This window comes from Bradyrhizobium sp. AS23.2 (assembly GCF_001908185.1).
In the GTDB taxonomy this organism is placed as follows: domain Bacteria; phylum Pseudomonadota; class Alphaproteobacteria; order Rhizobiales; family Xanthobacteraceae; genus Bradyrhizobium.
Window position 1 is genome coordinate 1 of record NZ_LGHM01000045.1, and the last position, 16,337, is coordinate 16,337.

The window sequence follows — 16,337 nt, forward strand, 5'->3', positions numbered from 1 at the left end:
TGCAGCAATATCTGGCGGGCTTCGGCCAGTGGGTGACGGTGATCCAGGGCTCGATCTTCGTGATCTGCGTGCTCACCTTCCGCCGCGGCGTTATCGGTGAAATCGCGCATTACTTCCGGCGATCGCTCTAGAAGGCAAACGAGTACGAGCGCTCTGCTCGTCCGCGCCGCGCAAGACTCGACTAAACGGCGCGAGTACATCGGCGACGAAATGAAGTCGCGTCCCAGGGTGTGGTGTAGCTCGGTAGAGCAAAGCCGCCCGGACGCGGGCCTCAAATAGCGCCGTAGCGAGCGGGCGGGTCACCGGCAGTTCTTCGGTAGGATCGGGTTGCGCCAACGCAACAGAGGAACCACCGATGACCGACGATATGATGAATCTACGCACGCTCGTGGAGAAGACCCCCTGATGCCGATCTGTTGCGCGAGATGATCGGCTTTGCCGCGCAGCGCCTGATGGAGCCGGAAGTCGAAGGCCAGACCGGGCGGCCTATGGCGAGAAGACCCCGTGCGTCTGGCCAGCGCAGCGGCTACCGCGACCGGATCCTGGGAGACCCGCGCTGGCGCGGTCGAACTGCGCATCCCCAAGCTGCGCAAGGGCTCGTATTTCCCCGGCTTTCTGGACCCGCGCCGCATGGCCGATAAGGCGCTCACCGCGGTGGTGCGCTACGCGGGAGGTGACGGCGGCCTCGCCGCCCAAGCGACCCTGGAGCGCCTGCCTGCGCCAAGTGAACAGCAGGCTTTGCGCCAACCCATACCGGCGGGCAACGCCGCAGACAGTCTCGCCAGATTTCGAGGTCGCTTCGACTAATCGAGCTTAGGCATTTACCGTAGCCTCAGGGCGTATAAATGACGGGCTGCCGAAAAAGAGGGTATCTTGCTCCCGGCGCAGTGCATCGCACAATCGGGCGACCGGAATCTCGACGTCATGGTATCCGAGCACGTGGTCTCGCGTGACGTTCCGCCGAAGACGGCAGCCTTCGGCGAGGCCGATCGGAAGAAGGCGCTCGGCGTGACCGACTTGCGCGTTCTCGCACAAGCCGTAGGTCATGTACTGGCCAAGCCCGTCCAGGACCTCTCCGGCCTTGAGATCTTTCTTCGCGGCCGCAACCACGTCGACCTGCGGTGCACCGAGAGGAGCGATTGCTGCATCTCCGAAGATCGCCGCGCGAGCGATCGTGAACGGGACTTCAAAGTGACAAAGATGATAGGGCCAGTAGAAGCAGTAGAGTGGACCCGCTCCCATCTTGTAGAGCGATAGGTAGTTCTTCTCGATCGTATCGTCTGTTGTCCCAAGTACGAATATGCCTGGATTTGGCATAGCCCCCACACAGTAATCTACGATACCGGCCCCCTCGAGAAGCTCGTCGATCGGGTACCAGTTGACCGCTTCCTGGATCGGGGTGCCGGCCTCGACGACGGGACCGTGCATCCCGCGCCTGGCGACCCGCATGCCCGTTGCATTGGCAACGATCGCGTTCTCGAAAGATATCTTGGTGCCGTCTGCGAAAGACGTGACCATCGGGGCCTTCATCCCCCATTTTCTGGCGAACCCCTCCTGGGTTGTGGGATTGCGGTAGGGGTCGTGCAGACCTTTGATGTTCCCGCACAGAACGGGCCTGATACCCAATCCCTTCACCCACCGGTACAGGTTCATGATAACGCCCGGTTGGTCACCTTCCGTGTTCGTGATGACGACCCCGGCGCGGTCGGCATAAGTCTTCAGGATCGGGCCGAGGGTGCCATCAAGTTCGGCGTTCATCATGACGACGTGCTTGGCTCGGGCGATCGCCCGCATGACCACATCGGCCGCGAATTCGATCGTACCGGTGACCTCCAGAATCACATCGATCCCACTGGCGTTGCAAAGAAGCATTGGATCGTCGGTGATCGCGCGCTGGCCCCGGGCGATGCAGTCGTCGAGTTCGTCCACGCCGCGCACATGTGTGACATTGGTCTCGCCGGATTCGGCGTAGGCCTTACGGGCTCCTTCAAGATGACGGTTGGAAATCGCCGCGAGTTCCATGCCCTTGGTATAGTGCAGCATCTGACGCGCGATGCCTTTGGCCATGAACCCGGCGCCCACCATTCCCACCCTGATCGGGGTGCCGGCCCGTTTCAGTCGCTCGAGCTCGCGGTCGACGATGAACATGGCTGTCTACTCCTGCTCGGCAGTCGCGACGAACCTGCGCTCGCTCACAAAATCAGGCCAGCTGCAGTCCTTTTCGGAGATGATGGCGGGCTCGGCGGGCCACTCGATGCGAAACGCCGGATCGTTCCAGCGCACGCCCCGCTCAGCGGCCGGCGTGTAGAACTCGGATACGAGATACGTGACCTCCGTCTCGTCCGCGAGGGTCAAAAAGGCGTTCGCGCAGCCTTTCGGGACGAGGAGCATGCGGTAGTTTTCCGCACTAAGCTCGACCGCTATGTGACGCATGAAGGATGGCGAGCCCGGTCTCAGATCGAGCAGCACGTCGTGCACAGCGCCGCGAACGCAGCGCAGAAGCTTGTCCTCCTGATACGGGGCGATCTGGTAGTGGAAGCCGCGCATCGTATACTTGCGGCGGTTGGAGGAGATATTCATCTGGACCATCCGATTGGGAAGGCCGCGATCGTCGAACTCCTGGCTGCACCAGCCGCGGGCAAAGAAGCCGCGGCTGTCCGCTCGCTTGTCAAGTTCTACCGTATAGGCACCCTCGATTTCGGCGGCCTTAAAAATCATCGTATCCTCCGAGACCAGCCTCACCCGGCCGGGTAAAGCACCCGCGAGCCGTGTACCTCGTACTCAAGCGCCACCAAGGGGAGGTCCGAGAGCGCCTGACGCACCCGCTCACGTTTCTCCGGCTTCACGATGAACATGAGGAAGCCGCCACCGCCAGCACCGCAGAGTTTGCCACCTTCGGCACCTGCCTCGAGGGCTCGCGCGTAGTGGCGGTCGATCTCCGAAGTGGTAATCTTGGAAGCAAGACTCCGCTTCAGCATCCAGCCGCGGTGAAGAGCCTCGCCCACCTGCTCGAGCTCGATGTGCTGACCGGAGCAGAGGGCACGAAACTCATACGCGTCATTGCGCATATGCCGTAGAACGTCCAGGTTTCGCGACGTGTTGCTCCTCTGCTCGGTGAGCACCATGGCGGCCGGGCGCTGATGACCGGTCCAGAACATCATGATGTTGCTGAACAGGTGGGCAACAGAACCGTTCCGGACCGGCTGCGGCTCGACCATGACGCGGCCGTCGCGCCCGAACCGAAGCAGATTCAGGCCGCCGAAGGCGGCAGCGTATTGGTCCTGCTTGCCGATCGGCTCTTTAAGCACCTCCATCTCAATATAGCAGGCCTCCTCAGCTAGTTGACCCGCGGTGACGCGCTCGCCACGGAAGGCGTGGAGCGCGTGGAGCAACCCCACTGCGAAGGAACTCGATCCCCCCATCCCGGTCGACGCCGGCATGTCGGCAACGGTACTGATGAAAATCGGAGGCTCGATGTCGAGAAATTTGAGGCACTCACGGGCAATATTGTTGTCAATCTCTCCAATCGTGTTGACCTGCTCCGTTCGCGAGTAGTTGAGCCGGATCGGCTCGTTGAACAGGTCGCTGTGGCGCTTCACAGTAACGTAGACGTATTTGTCAACGGCCGCGCTCAGGACGGCGCCTTCTTCAACCGCGTAAAACTCTGGCAGATCCGTGCCGCCTCCTGCAAAGGAGATGCGCAGCGGAGTCCGCGTCATGACGATGTTGGTCGAATGCCAGTTGGCGTAAGCGGGTCCGTGCCGCTTCTCATCGAGGATTACGGATGCAGGCTCGAGTTCACGCGTCGATAGATTTTTCATGGCGCTCGCCCTTCTCGCCTGTTGAGACACAGGCTCGACCCCGGCTCAGGTTGGCTCTGACCTCAGTCCACCTGAGCGACTCGTCGATCGATCCGCTGTCGAGCAGATGCCGCATCCAGCTCAGACGCGTAAAACGCTTGTCCGTGAATACGCCATGCTTCAGACTGATTCTTTGGAACGCGGTATAAAGCTCCTTCGCTCCGTCCTTCGCCGTCCATCGGAAGCTGAATCCCGGGAAGGTTCGCTTGAACTTGGAAAAATCCGCTTTGTAGGTGCGCTGATCCGCGCCCGGCTGCGGTACGCTCGCGAGTTCGCAGCCGGGAACAGTCTCCGCCGCGATCTGCCCGAGATCACGGATCTGGTGATTGAGTTCGTTTGCACCGACGTTGAAGGCCTCGTTGTGGACAGTCTCTAGTGGCGCCTCGAGCACCGCCTGAAACGCGCGCGCAACGTCTCGGACATGGACGACTGGCCGCCAGGGTGTGCCGTCGCTTTGGATCACAATGCGGCCAGTCGTAAAGGCGTTGCCCATGAAATCGTTGAGGACTGTGTCGAACCGCATCCGCGGCGAGAGGCCGTAGACAGTCCCGTTGCGGCAAAACGTCGGAGAGAAACGATCGTCGGCGAGCGCGCGCAGCGCCATCTCCGCCTCGACTTTGGAGCGGGCGTATTCGGTGCGCGGCGCGAGCGGCGCATTCTCGTCAACAACCGCCGCTTCCGACGTCCCGTACATGATGCAAGAGGATGAAAAAATGAAGCGCGGGATGCCCGCCAGCTTCGCGAGTTTTGCAAGCCGGATCGTCCCCTGCGAGTTGATCTCCCGCGTCCAGGCTTCGTTCAAGTTGCCGATCGGATCGTTGCTGAGTGCCGCTAGATGAATCACCGCGTCGAAACCGGCGAGTTCCTTGGCGGTAACCTCTCGCAGGTCCTCGCGGATTGTCGGGATGTCAGCGAGGTCGGGGACGAGTGTGCAGGCAGAGAAATATCCGGTGTCGAGACCAACCACGTCGAAGCCTTGGTCCTGGAGCCAAGGCGCCATAACCGATCCGATATAGCCGTTGTTGCCGGTGATCAGGATCCGCTTGTTGTCAGGCATATGCGGGGGCTTTCCCTTCAAGCAGTTGTCGGGTGAGGTCGAGGAGCGAGCATGCATCGGTCACGCGACGAAAGGGGCAGCCAGCCGCCGCCGCAGCCGCGGCGTCGCGCTCGTCGTCGCCAACAAATAGCGTGCGCGTGAGGTCAAGGTGGAAGTCCCGCTGGGCCTGGTAAAGGAGGCCGGGTTTCGGCTTGCGACACTCGCAGCCGTCTCCCCAATCGTGCGGACAATAATAAATTGCGTCGATCCAGCCTCCCGCCTGCGCGATCTCCCGCTTCATGCGGTCATGTACAGCTTCGAGGTCGGCCTCGTTCATGACGCCACGACCAATGCCAGGTTGGTTCGAGGCGATAATTGTGCGGTAGCCCCGGTCGTGCAGGAGCCGCAGTGCCTCGAGAGAGCCCGGGCACCATACCCACTCATTCCAGTTCCGTACGTATTGCGCCGGCGGGGGCTTGCGGTTGAGCACGCCGTCGCGATCAAGGATCACGGTCGGCTTGCGCCGCATGAAGGCTTCCGTTGCCGGCAGCCGATCCAGCGAGCCGATGCTGTAATAGCGGTGATCGCTCGAATAAGCCGTGAGCCGCCCTTGTTGAGCCAGCGGCGTATAGATCGCCTCCTCGAACAGCGTGTCCTGCTCAGGTAGCAGCGCGAGGGCGAGGTCTGTAATGATCGCGTAGCTGATTTCGACCTGCTGCAGTCCGGGGGTCGTGCGCAAACGATCGAATACACTCACGTGGCCGTCGCGGTCGAGGAGGACGCTGCCTCGGGAGTAACCGTCCTTGTTGCTGTAGACGGTGATTAAACCGGGCTTCCCGGCCTCGCGGAACCGCGCCCATAGCCGGTCCAGCTGCATCGGCCAGTAGTTGTCGCAGTACAACAGCAGGAAGCAAGGATCGATCATGTGCCGAGCAGTCGCCACTCGGCTGCTGGTCAGTTGGTCGGGAGCCGTTACCGAGTACTCGATGTGCACACCCCAGTCACGACCATCGCCGAAATGGTTCTGTACGACCTCGGCCAAATACCCCAGGAGTATCAGGACTCGTTCAATACCCTGGTCGCGCAGTTGCTCGATCTGGTACTCAAGAAAAGGGCGCCCCAGAACTGGCACCATCGGCTTGGGCCGATCATTTGTGATCGGCTGCATTCGGGTGCCACGTCCACCCGCGAGGATGACCGCTTGTGTCGGCCGATCATAGATTCGGCCTTCGATACGCGCGCGGAGGGAGCTGTCGTCGAGGGCAGCCATTAGTTTGGACCCGGTCTGTCGGCAACGAGGCACCTCGTGGCCGCGTGACAGATCGCCGAATGGACGTCCTCGACGAGCTCGTACCTGCCCTTCTCGGTCTTGACGCACAATGGCTCATCAACCAGCCCCTTCAGCACGCCGCCATCGAATCCGAGCAGGGCCACGGTGGTGAGCTTCCGGCTCCGCGCCAGTTCGACCGCGCGCACCAGGTTCGGGGAGTTGCCGCTCGCAGAGATGCAGGTCAACACATCTCCCGGGCTCGCGAAATTCTCGAGCTGACCCGAGAACGCCCTCTCGTAACCTTCGTCGTTTGACAGAGCGGAGAACCAGGACATGTTGTCGGACAAGCACATGACTTTTAACGGTCGGCAGCCCGAGCGTTTGGTCGCCTTGCCGAGGTCATTCACCCAGTGAGAGGCGGTCGAAGAGCTGCCGCCATTGCCGGCGATATAAATGAAGGACCCTCGATCACGGGCCCCACGGAAAATATCGACTAGTCTCTGGACCGCGTACACTTGAACTTCCGCCAGCACGCGGCGCACATCCTCGAAATGCATCGAGATGACGTCTGACGCCTCCGGTGATGTCGAAATCATCGGTGGCACATATGGTGATTCAGACCGGATTGCGCGCATACGCCCGGTTCTCCAAGGTGAATAATGGTGAAATAATGGATCAACCTATGGACGTATTAGACACCCGATCCTACCGCGTGACATTCACTCTTTGGGGGTAGGCCGGAATGGCCACCACATGGTCATCGGAGCGTCATCAAAGACACCGAGACAGCTCACTGAGCTGTGCGATCGAGCGCGCGCCTATGTCGACAAGGGCACCGCGGCCACGACGCGCAAAATCCCCGCCACACCTTCATCTCGAGCCAGAAGCACGGTTATCTCACGCGGCTGAGCTATGCCGGCAATGGCGACATGGCGGCGGCTGCGACTTCGCTCAGCCGGGACTTGCGATCGTGGAGCTGCGGAAGCGGCTCCATTCCGATTGCGGACAAGATGTGCTCCCAGCGGTAGACCCAATCGTGCCGCTGTAGGCAACGCACGGCGTTGGTCCGGCGCACGCGCTCCATCCGCTCCGGCTGCGCATCCAATTCGTCGATCACAGCGGCGATATCGCTCGACTCTGGAGAGACCTCAATCACCGCATCTGGCCAATCAAAGCACTCTCGGAACTCGGCGCATTGCGGCGCTGTTCCAAGGATGACGGCGCCCCCGGCGGCACCCTCGAACAGGCGTGACGGCAGGACCTGCTCGCCTACGATCTTGTGCGAATTTGGACCCACTACCGCCGCGGGACTGAAGCCCATGAAGTAACGGGTGCGCTTGATAATATTGGCGAGAAGCAGTCGATGCTCCCGCCAATCCTTGACCAGGGAATCGCTGCTGGAGAGCGAGTCATATAGATAGAAGAATTTTCGTCGTTCAGCCAGCGTCACCAATTGCCGATGTGGTCCCATCGCGCGATTACCCATCGAATATACATCGACGACCCGCTCGGGCGGTGACGGACCCGGTGTGGCAATCAGGCAATCGACGCCAGTCGCCAGAAAGGAACAGGGAGCGGCCGTGTATGGGGAAAGGCGCGCAACGCTTGCGCTGTGAAGCAGAAACACGTGGTCGAACTGGTCCAATAGTCTCAGGTAATGGCGATCCTCTTCGAGTGTGCTGGACCAGAGCTCGAACAGATATGCCACGGCGATCTTGCACCGACCGCGCCAATTTCGGATGCGAGAGAGCTCAACGAAACTTTGCGGACTCCAGGCCACAAAGAAGAAGACGTCGTAGTTCTGATCGAGCTCGACCTGCTTGATCGTCGGCGCGTTCTTCAGGCCAAGCCCCTTACGGACACCATTGACCAGCCTGTTGAAGTCGCGCTGGACGTTCTGACTGTCGTGAGGTGGCAGAATGCCACCGAGATGCCTCGTCAGGTAGTTGTCGATGCCAGGCGCGACGAGGTCTGCATCATCACACTCGGTGACGATACGGCAGAATTCGTAGGACAACGCGAAGTGAGCTCGATCTTTCGCGTTAAAGTCGGAAGCAACGAGGATTCGTTTCTTCAAGGAAAGGCCCTCCATGTTATCTTTTTGGCCGCCTCCAGCCTCTGGATTGCGATCTACGCCTGTACGGCGGACTTGGCCGGACGCTGGACCCGGTCGGAGGGATCAAAATGCATTGCGGGCAAGGGATGGCGTCCCAGAATCATGTCCGCGGCCTTTTCTGCGATCATGAACACAGCCGCGGACGTGTTGGCGGAGGGCACAGTGGGCATTATCGAAGCATCCGCTATCCGCAGGCTCTCCAAACCGTGGACACGTAATTGATCATCGACGACCGACGCCGGATTGTCCTGCGGGCCCATTTGGCAGGTCCCGCACACGTGATATGACGTCAGTCCAGCTTCCCGAGCATATTCCAGGCACTCGGAGTCATCCATGACCGAGGGACCAGGCAACTCCTCCCCGCAATGGTAGGGCTGAAGCTCTGGGGCGGCGAGCAGCCGCCGCATCGTCCTGATGCCGTCGACAGCGACACGCTGGTCCCTTTCGTCCACGAGAAAGTTGGGCTGAATGATGGGGGCGCGGGCGGGATCGGGCGAGCGTGCGCGGACGAATCCAGTGCTGTTCGGCCGCAGCTGATAGAATCCGGGCTTGAGGACGGGAAAGCGTTCCTGGGTGAGGTTAGAATAATTCCCAATGGCAATATCCAGTTGAATATCCGGAGTGGAGGAGAGATCCCGCGAATTGGCGAAACCGTAGACGAGAGACGGGCTAAGGGCGAGAAGGTTCGGACGGCCGAAGACCCATTTGGCGCCTTCCCGAAGCAGAGCCAAGCCGCGCCCGCTGATCGTCTTGGTGTTCACCCGGACGATGAAATGGATCATGTAGTGGTCCTGCAAGTTCTCGCCGACGCCAGGCAATTCATGCACGATCGGAACACCAAGGTCTGCGAGCAATGCTCGTGGACCGACCCCTGAGATCTGCAGCAGCTTCGGCGTATTCGCAGCCCCGGCGGTGAGGATCACCTCGTGACGTGCTTTCACGTCACGAGCAGGACGGCCAGGTCCTTGCGCGTACCGAACCCCGATCGCCCGCTTTCCCTCGAACAACACCGCAGTGGCTTGGGCTCCGGTCCGAATCTCCAAGTTCCTCTTCTTGGCAATTGGTCGCAGAAATGCCCGCGCCGCACTTACGCGCCAGCCGTTCTCAATGTAGCGCTGATAGTACCCGACCCCCGCCTGTCTTGCGCCGTTGTAGTCGGAATTGTGCGGCAGTCCGAGGTTGTGCGCAGCCTCAATGAAAGCATCGCAAAGCGGGTGTTGGAAATCGCAGTCTGTGATGGGAAGCGCTCCCTCCAGGCCTCGGTACGTGGTGTCGCATGTCCCGATTCTCCGTTCGGTTCTTTTGAAGTACGGAAGCACGTCAGCGTAGCCCCAGCCCCGGTTGCCCCGTCGGGCCCAACCATCGAAATCCTCGGAATGGCCCCGGTTGTAGTTCATTCCGTTGACCGCGGTCGAACCACCGAGCGTCTTGCCCTGCGGGATCGGTATGGCACGGTTTGCGGTCGCTGGGCTCGGCTCCGTTTCGAATTGCCATGCGTATTTCGGAATTGATGCGGCCTTGTAGACCCCGGCGGGGATACGCAGGAAGACACTGTAGTCGGGCGGGCCCGCCTCGAGCAGGCAAACAGTGCAGTCTTCTGCAGTCGCGAGCCGATTGGCCACCACGCACCCCGCGGCCCCGGCACCGACAATTACATAGTCGAAAACCTCTGTGTCCGCCGACATGTTTCTACCCCCACGGGTTTCACTGCACGGCGAACGTTAGCGGATGGGTCTTCGCGTCACTTGGCTCATCGGTGTTACCCCTTTCGGAGCGCTTTTTGAAATGGTCATTCGCAGGCATGCTTCGGAGTTGCCGCGCGGCTCACCATGAAAGAGGAGCGGCGACGCCTGAAACCTGTAACCGGGCGTGTCCAGAGGCAAGCATGAACTTCTTGCGGGATTCCCGACGCGGGCTGACCTCCCGGACGGCTCTCTGCTCGTCACGACGTCGCCTGCCTGGAGGGTGCCAGGACTTATGGGATCTCCCTCAGTGAGGACTGCTTATGAGCCTGCGTAAGCAAGCGGCCAGTTTAGCCATTATGCATGCGGTCGATGTCCTGCAGCCCCTTCTCATTCTGCCATATGCCGGCAGGGTTCTGGGACCCCTTCATTTTGGACAATACGCATACGCCCTGAGCATCGGATGGCTGGCAACCACCGTCGTGGACTATGGTTTTCATTGGACGGCGCAACGTGCGGCGGCGTCCGCCCGGCATGAGCCAGCCGTGATCGCTTCTCTCTTCGCGGAGATCACCGCCACGAAGGCTACACTGTGCTTCGTGGTGACGCTCGCTGTCGTCGCTGCGGCGGACGGCCTCCTCGCTGTCAGCAGGCCAATGCTCTTGTGCGCCATGCTGAACGCGGTGGGGGGCATCGTGTTTCCCACTTGGCTATTCATCGCTCTAGAACGCGCATGGCAAGCGACCATCGCGGTGGTCGTCAGCCGCAGTTTGGCTCTGGTATGCTTCCTGACGATGGTGACCTCGTCCGCTCAAATCGAACTTGCGGTGGCGATTCAGAGCTCGACAGGTCTTGTCGCGGGCCTTGTCAGCTTGCCGTTCATCGTTCCCATTGGCTTCAGCGGCTTCAGGACCGTGACACCGTCCACGGTTGGGATGCAGCTTCGGAACGGCTGGCGAGGATTCCTCTTTACTCTTGTCGAGAGGATATTCGTGACTCTGCCCGTTCCGCTCGTCGAGCATTTTGCGGGTTACGTTGCTGCCGGGAACTATTCGATCGCCGAGAAGTTCGTGAACGCCACACGGCCATTCTTCAGAGCGATGTGCGACACGCTCTTGCCCAGAGTCGCGTATTGCGCGCACCACGACCCGGAAGCCGGGCTCGTTCTGATTTGGCGTTCCTTGCTGACCCTCGTCGTTGGTGCGGCGTTCAGCCTTTCCTTGTTCTTTCTCGCCCCTTATGTCATCCTCTTTCTATTCGGCGAAAGTTTTTCGGGGGCGATCCCGATCGTTCGGGTGATGTCCGTCATCCCTATTCTAATAAACGCGAACACCTGCACGTCAAACCTCTATATGTTTAACTACGGCCACGAGCGCGCTTGGGCCTCTCTCAACGTTTCAGGGTTGCTGATATTCCTCGCTGTAGCATTCCTACTTTCCCTCCAACTCTCGAACGCGGCTATTGCCGTCGCGATCGCGCTAATCGCGAGGGAAGGTTTCGTGCTGGTGATCTCGGCAGGTTTCTTCCTGGTGTTTGGCACTGCCAGAGCGCGGATTCCCGCAACTCAAGGTGACGGCAAAGCGCGAGCGAGCGACGTTGCGGCGGGCTCCGTGCTCGCGTCCCCCGCCAGCGCCGTGCCGCCTTGGCGCGGTCAACTTCGCTCCGAACGCTAACTCGACGTGCCCGCGCACGTGGCCCGCCCCTTCAAGGCGAGCGTCACGAGCGTATGGAGTATTTCTCTCTTGATGGTGCACTCCAGAAGTGGCCTTACCGCCCGCGCCGCCAACCGATACTCAGGTCCCACAGCACAGACCGCAGCGGGGAAGCGCCAAGCGACCAAAGGGGCGCCGATCCGAGGATCATGCGTCCGGTCGTGGTGCTCGTGTCAATCGGCGTACCGATGATGCGAAGCCCGGCGCCCTTGCGGCCCAGCCGCTCGATGAGCGCCAGCACCCCCCGGGTCGAATGCGCCACTCGATAGGGTTTCGTGATCGCTATCACGTCCCCTTTTCGAGCGGACTCGATCGCCCGCTCCAACTCCGGCAGCTTCCCGAAGACACTGGCTTTCTCGCAAAAAAACTCCTGCGCCCCGATGGCGGCCAGATTGCGCCTCTGAGCGTGAAGTCGCTCGATGGGTTCGAGTGGACCAATGCGACAATAGCCCACGATCACGGACTTTCCCCCCGGCAGCCACATAGCCAAAATAGGCCCGAAACACGTGCCGCTTTGGACGGTAGTTCAGGACAGTCTCTCGCAGCGACCAGTTTGAGCGAGTCTGCTTTCCGGCGCAAGTTTCGGAGTTTTGATGGGCTGGTCTGCGCCGCCGTGACCATCGGAACGAAGCGGAAAAGATGGCGGATAGGGTGCCGCCTAGGAAACGCCGGCCATAATCGTCTCAGACGTCAGACCAGACCATGGCACGCGGCGGATCGGGCATCGACTTTGACTGTCGTCGTTTGCGCGGCTTGCGATCTTGCTGGGACCGCCATGAAGGGCGGGTATCTGCGGCGCGTCGGATAATTGATTGCTTGCCGCGTGAGGCGATTGAATATGTCGTCTAGCGCTCGAACGAGCGACGTCGCTGAGCGGCTGCCACGCTCAGGTCCGGCGAAGGGCGTTCAACAGCTTGCGCGCGACGCTGGCTGGCGTCTCCCCGCCGGGCCGGTACCAGGTGATTGCCCAATTCATCGATCCAAGCAGCCCGAGCCTGAAGATGCGCTGATCGATTCCCGCCGGAAGCGGCAGCTCGGCAATCAGCTCCTTGAATACGGCTTCGTATTTGTCGCGCAGCATTACAACCTGCTCGGGGAGATTGTCGACGGACAGATGCGAGACCAGCACTGACGCAAAGCGGTTCTTGTCCAACAGGCCTTGCAAATGAGCAATGCAGGCAGCCTCCAGGCGGGCCCACGGATCGTCGCGGTTCGCCACGGCCATTTTCACCGCATCCAGAGACTGCGACACCGCGAAGGAGTAGACCGCGACGAACAAGTCCTCCTTGGACGGGAAATAATGATAGAGCGAGCCGGGCAGGATGCCGACGACCGCTGCAATGTCGCGCATCGACGTGTTCTCGTAACCCTTGCTGCCGAATAGCCGTGCAGCTTCGCTGATCAGGACTTGTCGACGTTCGTCCGGAAGCTCGCGCTTCGTGCCGGCAGTTCGCGGCCGTGGAGCCGTCTTTGGGCGGCGTGCTTGGGATGCGGGGTGGGCGCGTCGGCCTTTAGCTGTCATCTGGTCTTGTTCGGGGAGATCCGGCTGAGTTCTCCTCTTACCTGACGAAGTACGCGTCGTCGAGAATTGCGCGGTTCAATTGCAAAACAAACGGTTGTTTGGTAATTGGGGGCATCCTGCACCGCCTTCGGAAAGAATCCGCGAAGGCCTGAAAGATTCGTCGAAAGAGTCCACAGAGCCTGGAGTGGGAGATCCGAAAATCATGACAGGTGCAGCGATTGTCGGGTACGCGGCGGTGCCCGTGGGGATCCATCAACGGACGAAGCCCGGGATCGATCCTCCCTTGGAGCATGAGATGGCAGCCCAGGTCGTGCGGGAAGCCGCCACGATGGCTGGAGTCTCACGGCCAGACATCGACGCGGTCGTTGTCGCCCATCCCGGCGATCACACCCGGCAGGGCTATTTCCACACCTTCCTCTGCAGTTCCCTGGGCATCGCCGCCAAGGGCAATGTGATCCAGGTCCTCGGCAACGGTATGACCGGAGGTCATGCGTTCGATCAGGCGGTGCAACTGATCGAGTCGGGCCGCGCCGAATGCGTGCTTGCGGTGGGTGTTCATTTCGAATCGGGAATACCCACGGCGCAGCATCTCGACTACAGCATTCGTCTGACCGGCGACGTCGACTTCCAGTCGATCTTCGGCCCGGTGCCGATTTCCTGGTACGCCATGGACGCGCACCGCTACATGTTCGAATACGACGTTCCGCGCGACACTACCGCAGTGGTGGCCGTCAAGAATCGAGAACATGCGCGGTTCAATCCGCTGGCACAGTTTCGCGATCCCTTGACGCTCGACGCCGTGCTGTCGGCTCGTCCGATCGTCGAGCCACTCGGCCTCTTCGAGGTGCCCGCGCGGTCCGACGGCGCTGTCGCCCTGATCGTATCGACGGAAGCTAGGGCGAAGCTCACCGGGCAGCCTTACGCCCGGATCCGCGGACGGGGGTTCGATCACGAGGGAATCCATCAGATTGCCGATGTCCCAACCTCCGCTCTTGACTACAGCGCGTTGACCCGGGCTGCGCACCGTGCCTTGACCACAGCCGGGACGGAACTCGCCGACATCTCGACGTTCCAACTCTATGCTCCATGCACCATTGTCGAGATCCTGGCGACCGAAGCCTTGGGGCTTTTCGCGCGCGGCTCAGGCGCCGCCGCCGCTGCCAACGATGCCACGTCCATCGGGGGGCGCTATCCGGTCAATACATGCGGTGGCTGCCTGTCGCGCGGACACCCTCCCGAAGTTTCCCCACTGTACGACGTCGTCGAAGCCTGCAGCCAGATCCTCGGGCGCGCCGAGCGGCGGCAGGTGGAGGGAGCCCGCCTCGCCATGTGCGTGTCGGAACTTGGAAAGTACAACGCGGCGCTCGTCCATATCCTGGAGGCGCACTCATGATCGACGTCCCGCTCCCGACCATCCGCCACAACGGCCCGCGCCCTTTTCCGCCGCGGGTCTCGCGTTTCACGCGTCCGTTCTGGACGGCGCTCGAGCAAGGCTTCCTAACGGCGCCGAAATGCCAGGCTTGCGGCCGGCTCCGGTTTCCGCCCCGGCCGCTCTGCCCGGCCTGCTGGTCCGAGGATCATGTCTGGATCGTTCTGCGGCCGCATGGCCGCCTGTACAGCTTCACGCGCATCCATGTGGCCCCTCGGGCTCTGGACGGCGATCTGCCCTACGCGATCGGCATCGTCGACCTTGACGATGGCGTGCGGCTGCTCTGTCGCCTCGTCAATCAGGCAACATTTGCCGATATCGGGCGAGAAGTCGAAACCGTGGTGTTACAGTATGACGACGGCCCTCTCTTTGCGGCGCGACTAATTTGATGAGAGGTCGCATGAGAGGCGGCTCCTCGGCACGTCTCTCATGCGGTCTTTGATGCTCTCAGACGTCAGCGCCTGAGATTCTCGATCAGGGTCGCCATTCCCTGGCCGGCTCCGAGACACATGCTGATGATCGCGTAGCGTCCCTTCGTGTCGGCCAGATGATGCATCGCGGTGATTGTCATGCGAACGCCCGTGGCACCCGGGGGATGGCCGATCGAGATGCCGCCACCGTACAGATTCGTCCGGTCTCGGGGGATGCCGTGCTCACGCTCCGCGTGGAGGTTGACGACGGCGAAGGCCTCGTTGATCTCGAAATAGTCGACATCCGAAACCTTGAGATCGTGTTTCTTCAGCAGCGCGCCGATCGCCGGGGCCGGGCCCGACCCCATGATATGGGGCGGGACGCCGACAGAGATCGCATCAACCCAGCGCGCTTCAGCTTCGACGCCTGCGCCGCGAAGGGCGTCGGCATCGGCCACGATGAGGGACGCGGCCCCGTCCGTCACTCCGCTGGAGCTTCCCGCGGTGACGCGCCCGTCCTTGCGGAAGGCCGGTTTCAGACTCGCCAGCTTTTCGGCGGTCACATTGAAGCGCGGGAATTCGTCCTGCGCGAACAGTCTCGACCCCTTGCCGTCGGGCACCTCGATCGGCGCGATTTGCCGGCTCAGGAAGCCACTCTCGATCGCCGCCTTGGCTCGTTGTTGGCTCATGAGGCCCCAGGCATCCATGTCGGCCCGTTTGTAGTCGCCGACATCGGCAAGGTTCTCGGCCGTTTCGCCCATGAGTTCCCGGCTGAAGGGGCAGCGATAGGCAAAGTCCAGTCCATCCTCAAGTGTCTGAGGGCCACGCTTCGCGCCCCAACGCACGTTCTGTGCCACGTACGGTACGCGGCTGAAATTCTCGCCACCGGCCGCGATCCCCAGACGGCTTGAGCCGCACAGGACCAATCGTGCCGCGCTGGCGATCGCCTCGGTGCCCGTGCCGCAGGCCCGGTTCACGGCCAGCGCCGCGGACTCGATCGGCAGTCCGGCGTCGAGTGCGACTTTGCGGCTGATGAAGTTGCCGTCGTAGTCCACCGACATGACGTTGCCGAAGGTGAGATGATCAATGCGCGCCGCGTCGAGCCCGGCGGCGCCCAGCGTAGCTCGCACCGTGTGGGCTCCCAGGGCCGAAAGTGGCGTATCCTTGAGGGAACCGCCGAAATCACCGAACGGCGTGCGCTTGCCGGCGGCCAATACAACGTTGCGGGACATGGTCTACACTCCTTGTGTCAGTCGAGACGACTTGCGTCAGTTGAAAAGATGTCCCGCCACAAACGACT

General features: G+C 61.3%; 14 protein-coding genes and 3 pseudogenes. 6 read left to right on the plus strand and 11 right to left on the minus strand.

Annotation, left to right across the window (positions count from 1 at the left end):
* Together AC630_RS43650 and AC630_RS43655 are read left to right on the plus strand one after the other, a co-directional pair.
* Nucleotides 1–131: pseudogene (locus AC630_RS43650) on the plus strand (branched-chain amino acid ABC transporter permease); the annotation flags it as partial.
* 224 nt (nucleotides 132–355) lie between these two features.
* Nucleotides 356–669 (plus strand): annotated as a pseudogene (locus tag AC630_RS43655) (transposase); the annotation flags it as partial.
* Nucleotides 670–813: 144 nt separating this feature from the next.
* Here AC630_RS43655 and AC630_RS10460 read toward each other — a convergent pair.
* From AC630_RS10460 to AC630_RS10485, 6 genes are read right to left on the minus strand one after another with little or no spacing between them, the layout of a single operon-like run.
* Nucleotides 814–2,148: an NAD(P)H-dependent oxidoreductase gene (locus AC630_RS10460; RefSeq protein ID WP_074118463.1), complete on the minus strand. Its 1,335-nt coding sequence runs from the start codon at nucleotides 2,146–2,148 to the stop codon at nucleotides 814–816.
* Nucleotides 2,149–2,154: 6 nt separating this feature from the next.
* Nucleotides 2,155–2,718, minus strand: coding sequence for a dTDP-4-dehydrorhamnose 3,5-epimerase (rfbC, locus tag AC630_RS10465; RefSeq protein ID WP_074118487.1), 564 nt, complete (start codon nucleotides 2,716–2,718; stop codon nucleotides 2,155–2,157).
* A gap of 20 nt (nucleotides 2,719–2,738) precedes the next feature.
* Nucleotides 2,739–3,821, minus strand: coding sequence for a GHMP family kinase ATP-binding protein (locus tag AC630_RS10470; protein ID WP_083636181.1), 1,083 nt, complete (start codon nucleotides 3,819–3,821; stop codon nucleotides 2,739–2,741).
* Nucleotides 3,799–4,917, minus strand: coding sequence for an NAD-dependent epimerase/dehydratase family protein (locus tag AC630_RS10475; protein WP_074118464.1), 1,119 nt, complete (start codon nucleotides 4,915–4,917; stop codon nucleotides 3,799–3,801). Before AC630_RS10475 ends, AC630_RS10470 begins: the two co-directional genes overlap by 23 nt.
* The gene (locus tag AC630_RS10480; protein WP_083636182.1) at nucleotides 4,910–6,166 is read right to left on the minus strand and encodes an HAD-IIIA family hydrolase; all 1,257 of its coding nucleotides are present in this window, start codon (nucleotides 6,164–6,166) and stop codon (nucleotides 4,910–4,912) included. Before AC630_RS10480 ends, AC630_RS10475 begins: the two co-directional genes overlap by 8 nt.
* On the minus strand, nucleotides 6,166–6,723 hold the full coding sequence (locus tag AC630_RS10485; RefSeq protein ID WP_074118465.1) for a D-sedoheptulose-7-phosphate isomerase: 558 nt from the start codon (nucleotides 6,721–6,723) through the stop codon (nucleotides 6,166–6,168). Before AC630_RS10485 ends, AC630_RS10480 begins: the two co-directional genes overlap by 1 nt.
* 180 nt (nucleotides 6,724–6,903) lie before the next feature.
* Here AC630_RS10485 and AC630_RS48260 point away from each other — a divergent pair.
* Nucleotides 6,904–7,059, plus strand: a pseudogene (locus AC630_RS48260) (IS5/IS1182 family transposase); the annotation flags it as partial.
* A gap of 17 nt (nucleotides 7,060–7,076) precedes the next feature.
* Here the strand turns inward: AC630_RS48260 and AC630_RS10490 are convergent.
* Entirely contained in the window at nucleotides 7,077–8,243 is a 1,167-nt protein-coding gene (locus tag AC630_RS10490; protein ID WP_167561167.1) for a glycosyltransferase, read from the minus strand.
* 53 nt (nucleotides 8,244–8,296) lie between these two features.
* A complete protein-coding gene (locus AC630_RS10495) occupies nucleotides 8,297–9,967 on the minus strand; it encodes a GMC family oxidoreductase (protein ID WP_074118467.1) in 1,671 nt (556 codons plus the stop codon).
* A 320-nt stretch (nucleotides 9,968–10,287) separates the two neighbouring features.
* Between AC630_RS10495 and AC630_RS10500 the strand changes: the two genes are divergently transcribed.
* The gene (locus tag AC630_RS10500; protein WP_074118468.1) at nucleotides 10,288–11,637 is read left to right on the plus strand and encodes an oligosaccharide flippase family protein; all 1,350 of its coding nucleotides are present in this window, start codon (nucleotides 10,288–10,290) and stop codon (nucleotides 11,635–11,637) included.
* A 94-nt stretch (nucleotides 11,638–11,731) separates the two neighbouring features.
* On the opposite strand, the gene AC630_RS10505 is transcribed toward AC630_RS10500, so the two are convergent.
* Entirely contained in the window at nucleotides 11,732–12,136 is a 405-nt protein-coding gene (locus AC630_RS10505) for a recombinase family protein (RefSeq protein ID WP_167561168.1), read from the minus strand.
* Nucleotides 12,137–12,562: 426 nt separating this feature from the next.
* Nucleotides 12,563–13,198, minus strand: a complete 636-nt coding sequence (locus AC630_RS10510) for a TetR/AcrR family transcriptional regulator (RefSeq protein ID WP_074118470.1) — start codon at nucleotides 13,196–13,198, stop codon at nucleotides 12,563–12,565.
* 295 nt (nucleotides 13,199–13,493) lie between these two features.
* Between AC630_RS10510 and AC630_RS10515 the strand changes: the two genes are divergently transcribed.
* On the plus strand, nucleotides 13,494–14,591 hold the full coding sequence (locus AC630_RS10515; RefSeq protein WP_208866995.1) for a thiolase family protein: 1,098 nt from the start codon (nucleotides 13,494–13,496) through the stop codon (nucleotides 14,589–14,591).
* Entirely contained in the window at nucleotides 14,588–15,016 is a 429-nt protein-coding gene (locus tag AC630_RS10520) for a Zn-ribbon domain-containing OB-fold protein (RefSeq protein ID WP_074118471.1), read from the plus strand. The genes AC630_RS10515 and AC630_RS10520 overlap by 4 nt, the downstream gene beginning before the upstream one ends.
* A 65-nt stretch (nucleotides 15,017–15,081) precedes the next feature.
* On the opposite strand, the gene AC630_RS10525 is transcribed toward AC630_RS10520, so the two are convergent.
* Nucleotides 15,082–16,269, minus strand: a complete 1,188-nt coding sequence (locus tag AC630_RS10525) for a thiolase family protein (protein WP_074118472.1) — start codon at nucleotides 16,267–16,269, stop codon at nucleotides 15,082–15,084.
* Nucleotides 16,270–16,337: the final 68 nt, after the last annotated feature.